Source organism: Paenarthrobacter sp. NPDC056912 (assembly GCF_042786555.1).
Taxonomy (GTDB): Bacteria; Actinomycetota; Actinomycetes; order Actinomycetales; family Micrococcaceae; genus Arthrobacter.
This window is the reverse complement of the sequence record NZ_JBHUCD010000022.1, coordinates 1-18,240: the sequence shown is the minus strand read 5'-3', so window position 1 is coordinate 18,240 and position 18,240 is coordinate 1. Positions and strand designations below refer to the sequence as shown.

General features: G+C 63.5%; 20 protein-coding genes. 17 read left to right on the top strand and 3 right to left on the bottom strand.

Annotated elements, in window-relative coordinates:
- Positions 1–35 precede the first annotated feature (35 nt).
- The 7 genes from ACFRJ9_RS20110 to ACFRJ9_RS20080 all read left to right on the top strand — a co-directional run bounded on the left by ACFRJ9_RS20110 (position 36) and on the right by ACFRJ9_RS20080 (position 7,657).
- Positions 36–1,013, top strand: coding sequence for a tetratricopeptide repeat protein (locus ACFRJ9_RS20110; RefSeq protein WP_377671631.1), 978 nt, complete (start codon positions 36–38; stop codon positions 1,011–1,013).
- Positions 1,013–2,113 (top strand): NADH:flavin oxidoreductase/NADH oxidase, encoded by a 1,101-nt coding sequence (locus ACFRJ9_RS20105; RefSeq protein WP_377671628.1) that lies wholly within the window; start codon positions 1,013–1,015, stop codon positions 2,111–2,113. Before ACFRJ9_RS20110 ends, ACFRJ9_RS20105 begins: the two co-directional genes overlap by 1 nt.
- A gap of 40 nt (positions 2,114–2,153) precedes the next feature.
- A complete protein-coding gene (locus ACFRJ9_RS20100) occupies positions 2,154–2,999 on the top strand; it encodes an ABC transporter ATP-binding protein (RefSeq protein WP_377671625.1) in 846 nt (281 codons plus the stop codon).
- Entirely contained in the window at positions 2,981–4,552 is a 1,572-nt protein-coding gene (locus ACFRJ9_RS20095) for a transporter (RefSeq protein ID WP_377671622.1), read from the top strand. Before ACFRJ9_RS20100 ends, ACFRJ9_RS20095 begins: the two co-directional genes overlap by 19 nt.
- 87 nt (positions 4,553–4,639) lie before the next feature.
- Positions 4,640–5,422 (top strand): glucosamine-6-phosphate deaminase, encoded by a 783-nt coding sequence (gene nagB, locus ACFRJ9_RS20090; protein WP_377671619.1) that lies wholly within the window; start codon positions 4,640–4,642, stop codon positions 5,420–5,422.
- Between the two features lie 8 nt (positions 5,423–5,430).
- Positions 5,431–5,769 (top strand): DUF3039 domain-containing protein, encoded by a 339-nt coding sequence (locus tag ACFRJ9_RS20085; protein ID WP_377671616.1) that lies wholly within the window; start codon positions 5,431–5,433, stop codon positions 5,767–5,769.
- 112 nt (positions 5,770–5,881) lie between these two features.
- On the top strand, positions 5,882–7,657 hold the full coding sequence (locus ACFRJ9_RS20080) for a DEAD/DEAH box helicase (protein ID WP_377671613.1): 1,776 nt from the start codon (positions 5,882–5,884) through the stop codon (positions 7,655–7,657).
- Positions 7,658–7,732: 75 nt separating this feature from the next.
- On the opposite strand, the gene ACFRJ9_RS20075 is transcribed toward ACFRJ9_RS20080, so the two are convergent.
- Both ACFRJ9_RS20075 and ACFRJ9_RS20070 read right to left on the bottom strand, forming a co-directional pair.
- Positions 7,733–8,359 (bottom strand): isochorismatase family protein, encoded by a 627-nt coding sequence (locus tag ACFRJ9_RS20075; protein WP_377671610.1) that lies wholly within the window; start codon positions 8,357–8,359, stop codon positions 7,733–7,735.
- Positions 8,359–9,687 (bottom strand): nicotinate phosphoribosyltransferase, encoded by a 1,329-nt coding sequence (locus tag ACFRJ9_RS20070; RefSeq protein ID WP_377671607.1) that lies wholly within the window; start codon positions 9,685–9,687, stop codon positions 8,359–8,361. The genes ACFRJ9_RS20075 and ACFRJ9_RS20070 overlap by 1 nt, the downstream gene beginning before the upstream one ends.
- 37 nt (positions 9,688–9,724) lie before the next feature.
- Between ACFRJ9_RS20070 and clpS the strand changes: the two genes are divergently transcribed.
- The 6 genes from clpS (at position 9,725) to rdgB (ending at position 14,054) form a co-directional block, all read left to right on the top strand.
- Entirely contained in the window at positions 9,725–10,087 is a 363-nt protein-coding gene (clpS, locus tag ACFRJ9_RS20065) for an ATP-dependent Clp protease adapter ClpS (protein WP_377671604.1), read from the top strand.
- On the top strand, positions 10,080–10,646 hold the full coding sequence (locus ACFRJ9_RS20060; protein WP_377671602.1) for a DUF2017 domain-containing protein: 567 nt from the start codon (positions 10,080–10,082) through the stop codon (positions 10,644–10,646). The genes clpS and ACFRJ9_RS20060 overlap by 8 nt, the downstream gene beginning before the upstream one ends.
- Before the next feature lie 103 nt (positions 10,647–10,749).
- Entirely contained in the window at positions 10,750–11,754 is a 1,005-nt protein-coding gene (gene murI, locus ACFRJ9_RS20055; RefSeq protein ID WP_377671599.1) for a glutamate racemase, read from the top strand.
- Complete coding sequence (locus ACFRJ9_RS20050; protein WP_377671597.1) at positions 11,751–12,548, top strand: MBL fold metallo-hydrolase; 798 nt, start codon at positions 11,751–11,753, stop codon at positions 12,546–12,548. Before murI ends, ACFRJ9_RS20050 begins: the two co-directional genes overlap by 4 nt.
- Before the next feature lie 79 nt (positions 12,549–12,627).
- Positions 12,628–13,386: a ribonuclease PH gene (gene rph, locus ACFRJ9_RS20045; RefSeq protein WP_377671595.1), complete on the top strand. Its 759-nt coding sequence runs from the start codon at positions 12,628–12,630 to the stop codon at positions 13,384–13,386.
- Positions 13,383–14,054, top strand: a complete 672-nt coding sequence (gene rdgB, locus ACFRJ9_RS20040) for an RdgB/HAM1 family non-canonical purine NTP pyrophosphatase (RefSeq protein WP_377671593.1) — start codon at positions 13,383–13,385, stop codon at positions 14,052–14,054. Before rph ends, rdgB begins: the two co-directional genes overlap by 4 nt.
- Positions 14,055–14,129: 75 nt before the next feature.
- Here the strand turns inward: rdgB and ACFRJ9_RS20035 are convergent, their stop codons facing one another.
- Positions 14,130–14,894 carry a DedA family protein gene (locus ACFRJ9_RS20035; protein WP_377671775.1) on the bottom strand — a complete coding sequence of 255 codons (765 nt, stop codon included), beginning with the start codon at positions 14,892–14,894 and terminating at the stop codon, positions 14,130–14,132.
- A 130-nt stretch (positions 14,895–15,024) separates the two neighbouring features.
- Between ACFRJ9_RS20035 and ACFRJ9_RS20030 the strand changes: the two genes are divergently transcribed.
- From ACFRJ9_RS20030 to ACFRJ9_RS20015, 4 genes are all read left to right on the top strand, one after another.
- Entirely contained in the window at positions 15,025–15,426 is a 402-nt protein-coding gene (locus ACFRJ9_RS20030) for a GntR family transcriptional regulator (protein WP_377671591.1), read from the top strand.
- Entirely contained in the window at positions 15,423–16,361 is a 939-nt protein-coding gene (locus ACFRJ9_RS20025) for an ABC transporter ATP-binding protein (protein WP_377671588.1), read from the top strand. The genes ACFRJ9_RS20030 and ACFRJ9_RS20025 overlap by 4 nt, the downstream gene beginning before the upstream one ends.
- The gene (locus ACFRJ9_RS20020; RefSeq protein WP_377671586.1) at positions 16,358–17,044 is read left to right on the top strand and encodes a hypothetical protein; all 687 of its coding nucleotides are present in this window, start codon (positions 16,358–16,360) and stop codon (positions 17,042–17,044) included. The genes ACFRJ9_RS20025 and ACFRJ9_RS20020 overlap by 4 nt, the downstream gene beginning before the upstream one ends.
- Before the next feature lie 100 nt (positions 17,045–17,144).
- Positions 17,145–18,155, top strand: a complete 1,011-nt coding sequence (locus ACFRJ9_RS20015) for an exonuclease domain-containing protein (protein WP_377671584.1) — start codon at positions 17,145–17,147, stop codon at positions 18,153–18,155.
- Positions 18,156–18,240 lie beyond the last annotated feature (85 nt).

Here is an 18,240-nt window from a genome sequence, read left to right as displayed (position 1 = left end):
ATGCCCTTGGCAATGCAGCGGCTAGAGTGGACGGTATGAGTTCGCCCGGATACCGACCCACTCCAGCCGCTGCCAGCCAGCTCAACCTTCGCGGTGCCGTCGACCTTTCGTCGTTGCGCCGCCCCGCCCCCTCACAGGCGCGTCCTGCTTCGGTAGAAGACGGTGCGCCGCATGGAGGGGACACTGGCAAAGCACCGCTTCGCGTGGATGCCACCGAAACAAACTTCCAGGATCTGGTGCAGTTGTCTGCCCAGATCCCCGTGCTGTTCCTCCTCTGGTCACGCTACGCGCCGGAATCTCCTGCAGTCCTTGATGCCGCGCAGCGCGTTGTGGAGAGCTATGCAGGCCGATTGGTGCTTGCCGCCGCCGATGTCGATGCCTTCCCGCAACTTGCCCAGGCATTCCAGGTTGATGCCGTCCCCACCGCCGTTGCAGTAGTGAAGGGTCAACCCGTTCCCCTATTCCAGGGGCCGGCCGATGACGAGCAAATCCGCAGCCTCGTGGAGGAACTCCTGAAAGTGGCCGCCGCCAATGGAGTCACGGGCAGCATCGGCGACCCGGCTCAGGACGAAGAAGCCGAGGCCGCACCGCTTCCACCTCTTCACCAGGCAGCCCTCGACGCGATTGAGGCAGGCGACTACGCCGGAGCCGCCACCGCCTACAAGCAGGCCCTTTTAGAACAACCGGCGGATGCAGATGCCAAGGCAGGACTTGCGCAGGTCGAGTTGATGGCGCGGCTTGACGAACTTTCGGCCCGTGCAGCAGAGGACCTCCGTGAACTGGCGGCACGGGAGCCGGACAATATCGAGGCCCAGTTGGGCATCGCTGACCTGGACGTTTCCGGCGGCCACATTGAGGACGCGTTCAACCGCATCATCACGTTCATCGGCAGGAATTTCGGCCCCGAACGTGAAACGGCCCGCGTGCGCCTGCTTGAACTCTTCGAAGTGGTGGGGACTTCGGATGAGAGGGTGGCCAAAGCCCGCCACGGACTCGCGAGGGTCCTCTTCTAGTGCCGTCCGCGCTGTTCACGCCCCTCCAGCTCAGGTCGCTCAGCATTCCCCACCGAGGGTGGGTTTCGCCGATGTGCCAGTACAGTTGCCATCCCGAAACCGGAGAAGGCGTACCGAACGACTGGCACCTGATGCACCTGGGTTCGTTCGCTGCCGGTGGCGCCGCGCTGATCATGAGCGAGGCCGCTGCAGTGAACGCCGCGGGCAGGATCAGTCCCCTGGACGCAGGCCTGTACTCCGATGAGCAGGCCACCGCGTGGGAACGGATTGTCCAGTTCGTTCACCGGCATGGTGCCGTGGACTGCAGGATCGGTGCCCAACTGGCCCACGCGGGGCGGAAGGCGTCAACGTACTGGCCGTTTTCCGAGCACTCCGGTTCCGTTCCCGCTTCCGACGGCGGGTGGGTCACCGCGGGGCCAACGAACCAGGCGTTTGACGGCTATGCCGCACCGGCCGCTATGAGTGAACAGGAGATTCTGGGAGTGGTGGCGGACTTCTCTGCCGCTGCCGTCAGGGCCGTCGATGCGGGTTTCGATACCGTGGAAATCCACGGTGCCCACGGGTACCTCCTCCATCAGTTCCAAAGCCCCCTCATCAACACCCGCACGGACAGTTGGGGCGGGAGCGAGGACGGACGAAACCGGCTCATGCTCGCGGTGGTGGATGCCGTGCGGGAAGCCATTCCCGATTCCATGCCGCTCCTGCTCCGTATTTCCGCGTCTGATTGGGCTGACGGGGGCGTTGACGCAGAGGCATCTGTCCGTCTGGCACGCGCTGCCGCTGATCGCGGCGTCGACCTTGTGGACGTCTCCAGCGGCGGTGCCGTAGCCCACCAGCGAATCCATGCTGTGCCTGGCTATCAGGCAGGATTCGCGGAGCAGGTAAAGCGCGACGCCGGTGTCCCCACCGGCGCGGTCGGGCTGCTGACGAGCCCTGCGCAGGCTGAGGATATCGTGGCCAACGGCCGGGCAGATGCTGTTTTCATGGCCCGGGCCGCCCTGCGCGATCCCCATTGGTGGCTGAGGGCTGCGTACGAACTTGGCCATGACATTCCGTGGGTTCCGCAGTACCAGCGCGCCGTACCCCGCCACGGCTTCTAGAACCCCTGCGGCCTCACGGTTGCGAGGTTAGGCTGGTTCCATGACGGACCCACGCCATGAACCCACGCCCATGCCCGTTCCGCCGCACGATGAAGCGCCGCAACCCGCTGCATCATCTCCGGTGGTCCAGCCCCTGGCTGCTTTGTCCATCAGGGGACTGGCCAAGCGCTTTGGCGAGAAGATCGCCGTCGATGGCGTGAGCCTTGAAGTCCCTGCGGGCTCCTTCTACGGAATGGTCGGTCCCAACGGTGCAGGCAAGACTACGACGCTGTCCATGGCCACGGGACTGCTCCGGCCGGACTTCGGGACGGCGCTGATCCACGGGGTGGACGTCTGGGCGCGGCCCTTGGAGGCCAAGAAACTCATGGGCGTGCTGCCTGACGGTGTCCGGCTCTTCGACAGGCTGACCGGCGAGCAGCTTGTCACGTATTCGGGCCTGCTTCGCGGGATGGACCGCGAGGTTGTGGGCACACGGGTCACCGAATTGTTGGCAGCACTTGATCTTGAGGCCGACGCTGGTTCCCTGGTTGTTGACTACTCGGCTGGCATGACCAAGAAAATCGCCTTGGCCTCGGCTCTGATCCATGCTCCGCGCCTCCTTGTCCTGGATGAGCCCTTCGAATCCGTGGATCCAGTCTCGGCGGCCAATATCCGTGGCATTTTGGAGGACTATGTTGCCTCCGGCGGCACGGTGATCGTGTCCAGCCACGTGATGGATCTGGTCCAGCGGATGTGCAGCCACGTGGCAGTGGTGGCCGGTGGCCGCGTCCTGGCAGCCGGTTCGGTGGAGGAAGTCCGCAACGGATCCACGCTGGAGGAACGGTTTGTCCAGTTGGTTGGCGGCGGACACCGGACGGAAGGGCTGGAATGGTTGCGCACCTTCTAAGCCTGAAGTGGCGGCTGCTCCTGAACGGCTTCAAACGCAGTCCGTGGCAGCTTGTGGGGATGGCCCTGGGACTCCTTTACGCGTTGGGCCTGTTGTCTCTCTTGATCGGCGGACTGGTTGCCCTTCGTTGGGCGGATGCCGGGATCGCGCAGACAGTGGTGGTGCTGAGCGGTGCGGCTACCGTCCTCGGGTGGGCGATCATCCCCCTTGTCGCATCAGCGGCCGATATGACCTTGGACCCCGCCCGCTTCACCACATTCGCGATTCCACCCAGGCAACTGCTGACGGGACTTGCGTTGGCGGGTTTCATCGGGATCCCCGGCCTGGCCACTTTGCTGGCGGCATTGGGCACGGTTGGTACGTGGTGGCGCAGCGTTCCCGCGGTTGCCGGGGCATTGTTGGCCGCGGTGCTGGGTGCCCTGACCTGCGTGGTGTTGTCCAAGGTTGTCACTACCGCGACGGCCGGACTTGCCGCTTCGCGTCGGTTCAAGGACGTCAGCAGCATCATGGTCTTCATTCCGTTGATGCTGATGGGGCCCATCATGCTGGGCATCGTCAACGGGGTCCGGGGCAGCGCGGACTACCTTCCGGTGCTGGCCCGCACTGTTTCCTGGACACCTCTCGGGGCTGCCTGGTCCTTGGGCGGAGAGATGGAAGCAGGTGACTATGCCGCCGCCGGCTTGAAGTTCCTGATCGCAGCGGTAACCCTTGGCGGTTTGTTCCTCTGCTGGCACGTGCTCCTCCAACGAGCCCTGGTGACGCCGGCCTACTCCGGCGGGACGGCAAGGAAAGGCGGAAAGCTCGGGCTCTTCGCTGTCCTTCCCTCGACCCCTGCCGGGGCGGTTGCGGCCCGGGCGTTGGTTTACTGGTTGAAGGATCCGCGGTACGCGGGATCGCTGGTGGTGGTTCCGCTTCTTCCCGTGCTGCTTTTCTTCGGCGGAACCCAAAGCGGCAGCTATGGCTTGCTCATGATTCTTGGACCCTTGACGGCGTTCATGATGGCTTGGTCCATTTGCGCTGACATCTCTTATGACAACACGGCCTTCGCCCTTCACCTTGCTGCCGGTGTGCGCGGTGTTGACGACAGGTTGGGACGTGCCATGGCATGCCTGGCCATCTCCCTTCCTGTGGTGTTGATCTTTACCGTGGGTCCGCTCTTCATTACGGGGGACTGGGGTTGGCTTCCCAACCTTTTGGGACTCTCACTGGGAACGCTTTTCACCGGGCTGGGCCTGTCCTCGGTGATTTCGGCACGTTACAACATCGCTGTCCCTTTGCCTGGTGACAGCCCGTTCAAGAAACCGCCGGGAAACGTGGCCCAGACGCTGGCCGTGCAGGCGGTGGGAATGGGGGTCCTGGCCCTCCTGATCGCTCCGGAGTTCGCGCTGGTGGCCGTGCAAGCATTCAGTGGAGGTCCGGAGGCGGGATGGATCAACCTGGTGGTTGGCCCGGTGTTGGGCGTGGTGTTGTTCGTTGTTGGAGTCCGACTCGGGGGAAAATGGTTGGACGCCCGTGGCCCGGAAATGTTCGCCCAACTCAGTGTGAATCGTTAGCCGCGTAACAACCATGCGAACACATGGGACATGGGATAACGTCTCTTTCAGATAACTCGACAATTCTTACCTAGAAAGGCCGTGACGATGGAAGTTGTCATTCTCCCTGGCACCAAGCAGATCGGTGCCTTGGCAGCTGATGCCATCGAGGCACTCGTGCGCCGCAAGCCGAACGCTGTGCTGGGCTTGGCCACGGGTTCCTCCCCGCTGCCCGTCTATGACGAATTGGCGCACCGATACGAGGCCGGGGGACTGGATTTCAGCCAGGCCCATGGATTCGCCTTGGACGAGTACGTGGGACTGGCCGCGGGACACCCCGAGTCCTACCGCGAGGTCATTCGGCGCGAATTCACCAACCGGGTCAACATCCGCCCCGAGAACGTCCATGGACCGGACGGTGCCGCTGAAGACCTCGAGGCAGCCTGCCAGGCATACGAGGACGCCATTAAGGCCGTCGGCGGAGTGGACCTCCAGATCCTGGGCGTAGGGACGGACGGCCACATCGGCTTCAACGAGCCCGGCTCCTCCCTTGCCTCACGCACGCGCATCAAAACGCTGATCGAGCAGACCCGCAAGGACAACGCACGTTTCTTCGACAGCATCGACGACGTCCCGCATCACGTAGTCACCCAGGGCCTGGGGACCATCATGGATGCCCGGCACGTGGTCCTGGTTGCAACGGGCGCCCAGAAGGCCCAGGCCGTACGTGACTTCGTGGAGGGCCCCGTGGCTGCCATCTGTGCCGCGTCCATCCTCCAGATGCATCCCCACGCCACCATCTTGGTGGATGAAGCGGCTGCGTCATCGCTCAAGTTGGCCGACTACTACCGGCACACCTTCGACAACAAGCCGGAGTGGCAGGGCCTGTAGACGGTAAGATGTTTGGCATGACTACGCTTCCTCCGGATCCATTCGAAAACGACCCCATGCGCGAGCTTTCCGGAGCCGGAACGTCCACTGCCACCATTGAGCGCGAGGAAACGCGACAGGAAGTGGAGCCCGGCGACCGCGAGCGGTTTGCCCACTACGTCCGCAAGGAAAAGATCATGGAATCCGCCATGACCGGCGAGCCCGTCATTGCCCTGTGCGGCAAGGTCTGGACGCCGGGGCGCGATCCCCAGAAGTTCCCGGTCTGCCCGGAGTGCAAGGAGATCTACGAAGGCCTTCGCCCCGGTAAAGACGGTGGCAACAGCGGCGGCCCGGACAACTCCAAGTAGTGGGTGGGAAGAGAACACAGGTCCTTTCTGATGGTGACCGCAATGCGGTCTGCTGCGGCGTGCCCGGAACACCGGGGATAATTTCCGCTGCGACCGGGCTGGGGGAGTCAGCATGACAGAAACACTTTTTGGCGGGCCATCACTGCCTCCGGCGTATCCGGAACGTGCTGCTTGGGGCACGGCTCCCAAGTTGCGTGCCTGGCAGCAGGAGGCGCTGGACCTCTACATGACCCGCCATCCGAAGGACTTCCTGGCCGTGGCTACGCCGGGTGCCGGCAAGACCACGTTCGCCCTGCGGATCGCCACCACGCTCCTGGACAGCGGCGTGGTCAACCGCATCACCATCGTGGCACCCACTGATCACTTGAAACGGCAGTGGGCAGACGCCGCGGCCAAGGTCGGTGTGGCCATCGATCCCAACTTCAAGAACTCCGATGGACAGCATGGCCGCGGGTTTGTGGGTGTGGCGGTGACGTACGCGCAGGTGGCCAGCAAGCCCATGCTGCACCGCGCCAAGACCGAAGCCGCCCGTACCTTGGTCATCCTGGATGAGATCCACCACGGTGGTGAAGCCCTGTCCTGGGGTGACGGTTTGCGGGAAGCTTTCGACCCCGCCACGAGGCGACTGTCCCTGACAGGTACACCTTTCCGGTCCGACACTTCGCCCATCCCGTTCGTCGAGTACGCCGAGGACCGTGATGGCATTCGCCGGTCCAAGGCCGATTACACGTACGGCTATGGCAATGCACTGCGGGACCATGTGGTGCGCCCTGTGCTGTTCATGGCCTATTCGGGCCAGATGCGGTGGCGGACCAGCGCGGGAGACGAAATGGCCGCCTCCCTGGGTGAAGCGGCCGTCACGAAGGACATCACCTCGCAGGCCTGGCGTACGGCCTTGAACCCCACGGGTGAGTGGATACCGGCAGTGCTTGCCGCGGCAGACAAGCGGCTCGGCGAAGTCCGCAGGACCGTTCCAGACGCCGGTGGGCTGGTTATCGCGACGGACCACGACGACGCCCGGGCGTATGCGGGCCAACTCAAGAAGATCACGGGACAGTCGCCCACGGTGATCCTCTCGGACGACTCCAAGGCATCGAACAAGATCGAGGAGTTCTCGGCCGGGGACAAGCGCTGGATGGTTGCCGTCCGCATGGTGTCCGAAGGCGTAGACGTCCCGCGATTGTCGGTGGGTGTCTACGCGACGTCCACCTCGACGCCGCTGTTCTTTGCCCAGGCTGTTGGCCGCTTCGTGCGTGCCCGCAAGAGGGGCGAAACGGCGTCGGTGTTCCTGCCGTCGGTACCGCCGCTCATGATCCTGGCCAACACCATGGAGGCGGAGCGCGACCACGCCCTGGACCGTCCGGAGAAAGACGAGGACGGTCTCTTCAATCCCGAAGAGAACCTCATGGCGGAGGCAAACCGTGAGGACAAAGCCTCGGACGAGCTCACCAAGGGCAAGTTCGAAGCGTTGGACTCCCAGGCTTCCTTTGACCGTGTCCTCTTCGATGGTGGAGAGTTCGGCACGGGGGCGGATATCGGTTCCGACGAGGAACTGGACTTCCTGGGCATTCCCGGACTACTCGACGCCGAACAGGTGGGGACGCTGCTGCGTCAACGCCAGCACGAACAACAGTCCCGCAAGAAACGCCAGTCTCCGCTGGCGGCCGCCGCTTCTCCGGCGATCCCTGATCACCGGATGCTCATGGATTTGCGGAACGAATTAGCCAAGAACGTGGCCGCCTGGTCGGCCCGCACCGGTACCCCGCACGGAGTGGTCCACACCAAGCTGCGGGAAGTATGCGGCGGTCCGGCGGTGGCCCAGGCAAACGAGGAGCAATTGCAGGCCCGCCTGCGAAAGCTCCAAGACTGGTTCATCGGCCGTAAATAGCACTTTCAAGCAAGAACGCCGAAGGGCGCCGTGGTTGCGGCGCCCTTCGGCGTATTCAGGCGTGGAGGTCCAGCCTCAGTCGCGTTCCACCTCGACGCCGGCTGCTTCCATTTCGTCGAAGGAATCGCCAAGGTCGTGGGCGATTCCGGCCGTGAGTTCTGCGATGACGGTGGTGTTGTAGCCGGCCTGTACTGCGTCCAGGGCGGTTGCCTTGACGCAGTAGTCGGTGGCGAGGCCCACCACCACGACATCTTCGACGTCGTGGCTCTGCAGCCAGTCATCCAGCCCGATCGCATCCTCGTCCAGGACTTCGGCCACGGCGGCGCCGGCCTTCAGGTCGCCGGATGGGACGTCGTCTTCGGGAGCCAGGATGCCTTCGAATCCGGAGTAGGCCGCGGTGTACTGCCCTTTCCGGAAATAGGCTTGGATGTACTCGGGGTCAAGGTCCTCGTGGAGTTCGGCGCCTTTGGTCCGTGCCCGGCAATGGGGAGGCCAGGAGTCCACCATGTCAGGATCTTCGGAGAAATGGGTCCCGGGTTCGATGTGCCAGTCCTGGGTGGCGACGATGTGGTCGAAGTGCTGTTGGTTGGCGTCGACATACTCGGTGATGGCGCCCGCGACAGCGGCGCCACCGTCTATGGCGAGGGTGCCTCCCTCGCAGAAGTCATTTTGCACATCGACGATGATCAGGGCCTTGGACATCAGTCCTCCTCGTAGATGGTGGGGATGGCGGCTTCGCCGCGTTGCAGGCGGTTAACTACCGCGGGGAGTTCGGCCATGGTGGCTGCGTGCCGTTCCCTGGCGCGGACGACGCCTTCGGGGCCTGTCCAGCCGGGCAATACTTCGCCGTTCTTCACGAACTGCTGAAGCAGGGAGCGATCGTTGCCGTCGTCTTCCGGCCGGTGCCCGATGCCCACGACTTCGGCGGTGGCCCGGCCTCGTTCGTTGAGTTTGCGGAGGGCGTACTTGCGTCCGCCGACGCTGGCCTTGTTCTTCGCTGCCTTGGCCACGGAGATGAACTCGCCGTCGTCGTTGGTGCGGCTGACCAGCTTGTAGACCATGCTGGCCGTGGGAGCTCCGGATCCGGTCACCAAGGACGTTCCCACGCCGTAGGAGTCCACGGGAGCGGACTGCAGGGCCGCGATGGCGAATTCGTCCAGGTCCGAGGTCACCACGATGCGGGTGTTGACGTTGCCGAGGTCGTCCAACAGTTGCCGGACCCATTGTGCTTGTGCGATCAAGTCGCCCGAGTCCAGCCGGACGGCGCCGAGCTTTTCCCCGGCGAGTTCCACGGCGGTACGCACGGCGGTCTCCACATCATAGGTGTCCACCAATAGCGATGTTCCGGGGCCGAAAGCGGCGATCTGCGCTTCGAACGCCTCGCGCTCGGTGTCGTGCAGGAGGGTGAAGGAGTGCGCCGCAGTGCCGACTGTCTTGATGCCGTAGCGCCGTCCTGCTTCCAGGTTGGAGGTGCTGGCGAAGCCGGCGATCACCGCGGCGCGGGCGGCCGCCGTCGCCGATTCCTCTTGGGTGCGCCGGGAGCCCATCTCGATGCAAGGACGGTTCCCTGCCGCTGATGTCATCCTTGAGGCGGCCGAAGCGATGGCGCTGTCGTGATTGAGGACGGACAGGATGAACGTTTCCAGGATGCAGGCCTCGGCGAACGTGGACTCGACGATCAGGATGGGGGAGTTGGGGAAGTAGGCATCGCCCTCGGCGTAACCCCAGATGTCGCCGTTGAACTTGTAGTTGGCAAGGTAGTCCAGTGTCTCCTGGTTGACCACCTTGTTCTGCTCCAGGAACGCGAGTTCGGCCTCACCGAAGCGGAAGTCCGCAATCCCCTCCAAAAGGCGCCCGGTGCCGCCCACGACGCCGTAGCGGCGGCCGTCCGGCAGGCGCCTGGCGAAAGCTTCGAACACTGAGCGTCGATGGGCGGCCCCCGAGTGCAGGGCGGCCTGAAGCATCGTCAGTTCGTAGTGGTCGGTGTACAAGGAAGTTGCGGGATGGTCCCAGGACGTGGCTCTACTCACGAATTCACTCTAGTGCGAGCCGCCATAGAATGGACAGATGACCCCTAGCGTTGCGTTTGGCACGGACATCGATGAACGGACGGAGACTGCAGAGCAGACGTCCACCGATGTTCTGACCGCCCCGGATATTCCCTGGAACCTGGTGATCTGGAATGATCCCGTCAATCTCATGAGTTATGTGAGCTACGTGTTCCAGAGCTACTTCGGCTACTCCGAGTCCAAAGCACACAAGCTCATGATGGAGGTCCACAAGAAAGGCCGCTCCATTGTTGCCCACGGCAGCAAGGAGCAGGTGGAGCAGCACGCGGTGGCCATGCACGGATTTGGCCTGTGGGCCACTGTTGAGAAGGCTGCAAGCGGCAACGAAACTCCCGGGAAGGGCGGCCGCCAGAGTGGCTAAGGCATTTAAGTACGGAATCAAGGGCATCACCGGCTATCTGGAACCTGCCGAGCGGGACCTGTTGCGCGGCTTGCTGGACGACGTCATTTCCATGCTGGAATCGGATGTCCGCGAGAACGAGGACCCTTTGGCGGCGCTCATTGGCCTGGACATGGACGTGAAGAAACCCAGTGACCGCGCGTTGCTGCGCCTCTTGCCCAACGTCATGAAGGACGACGACGGCGGCTCGCTGGAATTCCGGCAGCTCACCGAACGCTCCGTCCGGGAAAACAAGATCGGCGCCTTGAGGGCGACGGCGTTGGGGCTGGACAAGAACGACCTCGTCCTGACACCGGAGGACGCCACACGCTGGTCCATGGCCCTCAACGATGTGCGGTTGGTCCTTGCCGAGCGTCTGGACATCCGTGACGAGGCCGATGCCGAACACATCCACAGCATGCAGGACTGGTCCCAGGCGGAGGACGTGGAGAGCTACCTCGCCCTTGTGTACAACTTCACCACCTGGCTCCAGGAGTCCCTGGTGCAGTCCATGATGGCGGCCAGGCAGGCAAAATCCTGATCCGGCAGGCTGAAGGTGGCTCCTGCCGTGTGACAAATCAGACACGAGGCAGGGACCACAAGTGATGGCCGCAACACAGGGGAAGCCTTATTCTCGAATAATCATGAGTTCAGCAGAATCCCAGGAAAACGTGGTCATCGACCAACAGGGCACCCGCCCCATCGGAATTTTTGACTCGGGCGTTGGTGGACTCACCGTGGCGCGGTCCATTATTGACCAGCTTCCCAACGAATCCATCCTTTACGTTGGCGACACCGCAAACGGGCCCTACGGTCCGTTGCCCATCGCGGAAGTCCGGGCCAACGCCCTGGGGGTGATGGACGAACTGGTGGACTCCGGCGTGAAGCTGCTGACCATTGCCTGCAACTCCGCCTCCGCCGCGGTGCTCCGGGATGCCCGGGAACGCTACACAGCCCGCTACGGGATCCCCGTCATCGAGGTCATCCAGCCTGCCGTGCGGCGTGCTGTCTCTGCAACGCGTACCGGCAGGATCGGCGTCATAGGTACGTCTGCCACGGTCGGTTCACGTGCCTACGAGGACACGTTCGCGGCGGCTCCGGACCTGACCATCACGTCCGTGGCCTGCCCTGCGTTCGTCAGCTTCGTGGAAGCCGGCGTTACCACGGGCCCCGAACTCCTGGCAGCGGCCAATGAGTACCTTGAGCCACTCAAAGCGGCCAACGTGGACACCGTGGTGCTGGGCTGCACGCACTATCCGCTGTTGACCGGTGTCATTTCCTTTGTCATGGGCGAGGACGTCATGCTGGTCTCCAGCGCCGAGGAAACGGCAAAGGACGTCTATCGCGCCCTTGCCACCCACGGCATCCAGCGGACCGCGCCGTCCGCACCCAGCCATGAGTTCATCGCCACCGGAGATGCTGCACAGTTCGAGACACTCGCGCGCCGCTTCCTGGGCCCCGAAGTCCTGTCCGTAAAGCACGTGGATCACGTTGCGGCGCAGTACCCCACAGGCAGCCTGGCCCGCATTACCCCGGAGATGCTGGAAGCAGCGAGGGCCGGGGCCAGCCTGTCCCGGCGCTCCTATTTCGCGCAGCCGGAGGCGGGCCTTGGCGCCGCTGCCGGAGCCGCCCTGGGTCGTGGCCTGTGAAACTGACCATCGTGGGCTGTACGGGGTCATTCCCCGGTCCCGGTTCCCCGGCGTCGTGCTATTTGGTGACCGCTCACGACAGCGAGAGGGAATGGAAGATCGTGATGGACCTGGGCAGCGGCGCCCTGGGTGCCATCCAGCGGTACACCGATCTTGAAGACATTGACGCGATCTTCCTCACCCACCTGCACCCGGACCACTGCATGGATCTGTGCGGACTCCACGTGGCTGTCAGGTGGAAGCCCGGCGGCTGGGGACGCGACAGGATTCCTGTATGGGGTCCCGCTGCCACGGCGGACAGGATGGCTACGGCTTACGGGCTGGATCTTGATCCGGGCATGCACGAGGAATTCGACTTCACCAACTGGACAGAACTCAAGCCGGTCATTGTCGGCCCGTTCACGGTGACGCCGTACGCCGTCAACCACCCCGTCGAAGAGGCCTACGCCCTCCGGGTCGAAGCGACGGAAACGGGCAAGGACGGCACTGTGGCAACCCGTGTCCTGACGTACTCAGGCGACACTGATTCCTGCCAGGGGCTCGAGGATGCCGCCAAGGATGCCGACTTGTTCCTGTGCGAGGCCGCCTTCGAGGAAGGCCGGGACGACGCCATTAAGGACGTACACCTCACCGGAAAGCGCGCAGGCGAAGCAGCCCGCAACTCAGGGGCCAAACGGCTGCTGCTGACCCACATCCCCGTCTGGACGTCGCAGACCAAGGTCATGTCCGAGGCCAAGCCCGTGTTTGCCGGGGACGTTGCTGTAGCCGTAGCGGGAGTCCATTACACCGTCTAAGGGCGGGACCCAGGCGCTTTGACCGCCCGTGGCGAGTACCGGCGTCGGGCGTTGCTTTCAGCTTGGCTAAGCTTGAAGCATGACTTCTGAAGCTACCACCACGCCCGTCATCCGCGCCGATGGCCGGACCCCCGACCAACTGCGACCCATCAGCATCACCCGTGGCTGGTCCAAGCAGGCCGAAGGCTCCGCTCTGATCGAGTTCGGCAACACGCGTGTGCTGTGCACGGCTTCGCTGACCGAGGGTGTGCCCCGCTGGCTCAAAGGCGAAGGCCGTGGATGGGTCACTGCCGAATACGCCATGCTTCCCCGCGCCACCAACACCCGCTCGGACCGTGAGTCCGTGAAGGGCAAGATCGGTGGCCGGACACACGAAATTTCTCGACTGATCGGCCGTTCGCTGCGCTCCATCATCGATACCAAAGCGCTGGGCGAGAACACGATCGTCCTGGACTGCGACGTCCTGCAGGCCGACGGCGGTACGCGCACCGCTGCCATCACCGGGGCTTATGTGGCGCTCGCCGAAGCGATCCGTTTCGCCAGGGAAAACAAGCTCATAGCCCGCAACGCCGAGCCACTGGTGGACACGATTGCCGCTGTTTCGGTGGGAATCATCGACGGCGTGCCCATGCTGGACCTTCCGTATGTGGAAGACGTCCGTGCCGAGACCGACATGAACGTTGTGGTCACCGGCTCGGGCAAGTTTGTCGAGGTCCAGGGAACCGCAGAAGGTGCACCGTTCGACCGTGACGAACTCAACGCCCTCCTGGACCTCGCCCTCCTCGGCACCACCCAGCTGGCAGCAATCCAGCGCGAGACGCTGGCGGAAGCTCCGTGAGCGCACACGTTGCAGCTGTCGGCGCGCCCCGCCTGGTACTGGCCACCCACAACAAGGGAAAGCTGAAGGAACTGCGCGAACTGCTGCGAGGCCAGGTTCCAGGGCTCGACGTCGACACCCAAGTGGTGGATGCCGCTGCAGTAGGTGCGCCGGATGTTGCCGAAACCGGTGTGACCTTCGCCGAGAACTCGCTCCTGAAGGCCCGCGCAGTCGCCGAGGCTACCGGCTTGGTGGCCATCGCCGACGACTCAGGTTTGGCGGTGGATGTCCTCGGCGGTGCGCCGGGTATCTTCTCGGCGCGCTGGTCGGGCCGGCACGGGGATGATTCCGCCAACCTGAACCTTCTGCTGGCCCAGTTGTCGGATGTTCCGGATGCCTTCCGTGGAGCAGCTTTCGTCTGCGCCGCTGCACTGGCTGTGCCCGATGCTGACGGCGTTGCGCACGAGACCGTGGAGTACGGCCAGCTGGAGGGCACACTGCTGCGCGAGCCACGGGGTGAAGGTGGCTTTGGCTATGACCCGGTGCTGCAGCCCACCGGCATGGACCGCAGCTGCGCGGAACTGACGTCCGAGGAGAAGAACGCCATCAGCCACCGCGGCCAGGCGTTCAGGGCGTTGCTTCCGTCCATCGTCTCGGCGCTGTCCAGGGCGGACTCCACGCAGCAGTAACCAGGATTGTTCGTTGTCAACGAATGGCACCCCGCATTACGGGGTGCCATTTCGTTTGTCTGCGGTCGGTGGAGGCTAGCGCTCGCCGTGCTTGCCGCCCTCGTGCTCCTCGATGAATTCCTCCACCGGGTTGGTGCCTTCGGCGGCTGCTTTGCGCTTGGCAATGAATCCGCGGGCTACCTCGATGATGACGGGGACAACCGAGATCAGCACGATGACGATGAAGATGATGTCCAGGTTGTTGCTGACCCACGGGATGCGGTCACCCAGGACGAACCCCAGGAGGGTGACGCCGCCACCCCAGAGTACGGCTCCGATGACGTTGAAGAGGAAGAATTTTCGCTTGTCCATCTGCGCCACACCCACAATCACGGGCACGAATGTGCGGATGATGGGGACGAACCTGGCCAGGATCAACGCTTTGCCGCCGTGCTTTTCGAAGAAGGCGTGCGCGCTTTCGACGTTCTCCTTCTTGAAGAGTTTGGAGTTGGGCCGGTTGAAGATGGCGGGGCCGGCCTTCGAGCCGATGAGGTAACCCACCTGGTTGCCGACGATTGCCGCGACGATGATCAGGCCGGTGAGGGCCCAGATGTTGAACTTAATGGTCTCCGTGGCGACCAGGAGTCCGGCCGTGAACAGCATGGAGTCGCCGGGGAGGAAAAAGCCCACCAGCAGGCCGGTTTCCGCGAAGACAATGCCGCAAACCAGCAGGACCACCCACGGAGCCAAAGCGGGGTCGGCCAGGAAGATCTGGGGGTTCAGCCAGTCCGGCAGGAACGACGCCGCAGGCGGCCGCACTGGTCCCGCGCCCCCGAAAGTGGATACGGCAAGGTCGCTTATCGCAGAAAAGATCACCCATCAAGCCTACTTGACGGCCGTCGTCGTGATTTTCCCGCGAAGGCCTTGACTCCAGCCCTACTGCTTGTATGGTTAGTTACATGAGTAATGAACCAGTGAGGCGGTGATGCTCATGATTGATGACAGCAAACCGATCTTCGTGCAGATCGCCGAACTCATTGAGAACGGAATCGTGGACGGCACCATGGCCGAAGAGTCGCAGGTGCCATCCACCAATGAGTTCGCAGCGTTCCACCGCATCAACCCCGCAACTGCTGCCAAGGGCGTCAATGTGCTGGTGGATTCAGGGATTCTCTACAAACGCAGGGGGATAGGGATGTTCGTAGCTACAGGGGCACGCGCCCAGTTGATAGCGCGGCGCACCGAAGAGTTCGTCGAACTGTACGTCAAGCCGCTGACGCTGGAGGCCCGGAAACTGGGCATCTCGGCGGAGCAGCTGAACACCATGATTGAACGCAGTTCCGGGCTGGTCCCGGACGCCGGGACAGACAAGGAAAGGAGCGCGGCCCTGTGAACGACACCATCGTCGAGGCCCGTAACCTGAACAAGCGCTACAAAGATCTCAAAGCATTGGACAACGTCAACCTCAACCTCACGGCCAACCGGATCTACGGACTGTTGGGCCGCAACGGAGCCGGCAAGACCACGTTGATGTCCATCTTGACCGCCCAGGCGTTCGCCACGTCCGGCGAGGCACTCGTGTTCGGCGCCGGTGCGTACGAGAACGACGCGGTCCTGTCCCGGATCTGCTTCATTCGCGAATCACAGAAGTACCCCGACGATTTCCAGCCCCGGCACGCCTTCCGCTCCGCCGCACTGTTCTACCGGAATTGGGACCAGGAGTTCGCGGACCGCTTGGCCGAGGACTTCCAGCTCCCCCTGAAGCGGCGGATCAAGAAGCTCTCGCGTGGCCAATTGTCAGCGGTGGGGGTCATCATCGGACTCGCCTCGAGGGCAGAGCTGACCTTCTTCGACGAACCGTACTTGGGGCTCGACGCCGTTGCCCGGCAATTGTTCTACGACCGCCTTGTGGAGGACTACGCAGAGCACCCGCGCACCATCATCCTCTCCTCGCACCTGATCGACGAGGTCGCAAACCTCCTGGAGCATGTGGTGGTCATCGATCGAGGCCGGATCATCATGGACGCAGACGCCGAGGACATCCGCGGCTCTGCCGTTACCGTTTCCGGCTCCGCTGAAAAGGTGGACGCATTCCTGGCCGGCCGGAAGATCCTGCACCGGGAAACGCTGGGGTCCCTGGCCTCAGTCACTGTGGACGAAGCACTCGGCAGCCGCGAACGTGCCGAAGCGCAGGAGTTGGGACTGGAGTTGTCGCCGGTTTCGTTGCAGCAACTGGTTGTTCGCAAGACCATGGCGGGCGCGGGCCAGGGCGGCACGCGGCCGGGCACCGGAGACTTCGCAGATGACACGATGGAGGCACGGCGATGAGCAGGGCAGTGGCAGTTGCCAGAATGCAACTGATCAACAAATGGACGTACATCGGATGGCCGCTGACCATCCTCGCCGCTTCCTTCCTGATGTCGCTGGCCATCTTCGCGCTCATCCCGGTGCAGGAGGGCAAGTACGGCGGCGGCAGCCAAGCGCCCATGTGGTATTTCATGGTCCTGGGAATCCAGAGCATGACCCTGGTCTTCCCGTTCTCGCAAGGCCTGAGCATCAGCCGGAAGGCGTTCTACCTGGGCACCCTGGGGTTGTTCTCGCTGATTGCCTTGGGCATGACTGGACTCTACTTGGTCGGCGGTGCCATTGAAGGCGCCACCAACGGTTGGGGCGTCTATGGATTCTTCTTCAAGATTCCCTGGGTCACCGACGGACCTTGGTACTCCACGGCGGCGTTCTTCTTCGTAGTGATGATGTTCATGTTCATCATCGGTTTCTGGTTCGCCACCATCTTCAAGCGATGGGGGACCACCGGCGTACTGATCTCCACGGTAGGAACAGGGGTGCTCCTGATCGGACTGGGTGCGCTCTCCACGCTGTGGGAATGGTGGGGCGTGATCGGCAACTGGTTCTACGTGCAAACACCGCTGAGCATCAGCGGATGGACGGCCCTGCTCTGCGTGGTCCTTGCAGCCGGCTCGTACAGCACCCTGCGTCGCGCCACACCGTGAAACTGCCGCTGACGTAATACTCGCCACAATGCAGGCCGGAAGGGCCGCCCCGCCGTCGAAATCGGCAAGGGGCGGCCCTGCCCGCCTGTAATCTTGTCCAGTGGCATTGGACTTTACGGCGATCGACTTCGAAACAGCCAACGGCTTCAGGGGCTCTCCCTGTTCCGTAGGACTCAGCAAAGTCCGTGGGGGAGTCGTGGTCGAGGAAGCCTCGTGGTTGATGCGGCCGCCCGAGAACCACGACCATTTCGAATTCCACAACACGCGCATCCACGGCATTCGCGCCGAAGACGTCGCCGGACGCCCGCGGTTCGGGGAGCTTTTCCCTGAGATCGGAGCCTTCATCGGCGACGACGTGCTGGCCGCCCACAACGCCGCTTTCGACCTCGGTGTCATCCGCTCGGGCCTGGAAGTCTCCGGCCTCGCCGGTCCCGCCTACGAATACGTCTGTACGGTCATGCTTTCACGCCGCTGCTACTCGCTGGTGTCCAACTCCCTGCCTTATGCGGCCGAAGAAGCCGGCGTGCCACTGGTCAACCACCACGACGCCGCCGAGGACGCCCGCGCATGCGCCGGAATCCTGGTGGACATCGCACGCCGCAACGATGCCAACAGCATTGCGGAACTGTACCTGTCCCTGGGCCTCAACCTGCCCAAGCAGCCCGCCTTCGACCCCGGACTTGGCCTCTCGAAGGCAACGCTGTCAGCTCTTGCGGCGAAGACGGGGAGCCCTGTCGGGCGGACAACGGACCCGGGATCCGGCGTCGCCGGAGGTTGGTCGGCCTGGCCGGAGGAAGGGCCGAATCCGCTGCCCAATCCCGCGGCAGAACCCGGGCACCCGCTCTTCGGGCAAACGGTGGTCTTCACCGGAGACCTGGCCATCACGCGACCCGACGCGAAATCCCGGGCCGCGGACATGGGGGCCCGCCCCGAAAGCAGGGTGACCGCCCGGACCACAGTGCTGGTGGTGGGGGACGGCTTCGTGGCCGGGGACCTTCGCGCCGGACGGCTGACAGGCAAGGCAAAGAGGGTCCTGGAACTCCACGCCAAGGGCCAGCAAATCGAGGTTGTCTCAGAAGGCGAATTCCTGCAGATGGTCGGCGGCAACTGATATGTAGAAGTTGTTGTCAAGAGGCAGTTGTGAGCGGCTCCCGGCTTTCGTGTCGGGGGCCGCTTTGCGTTGGGTGCTGTCCGGG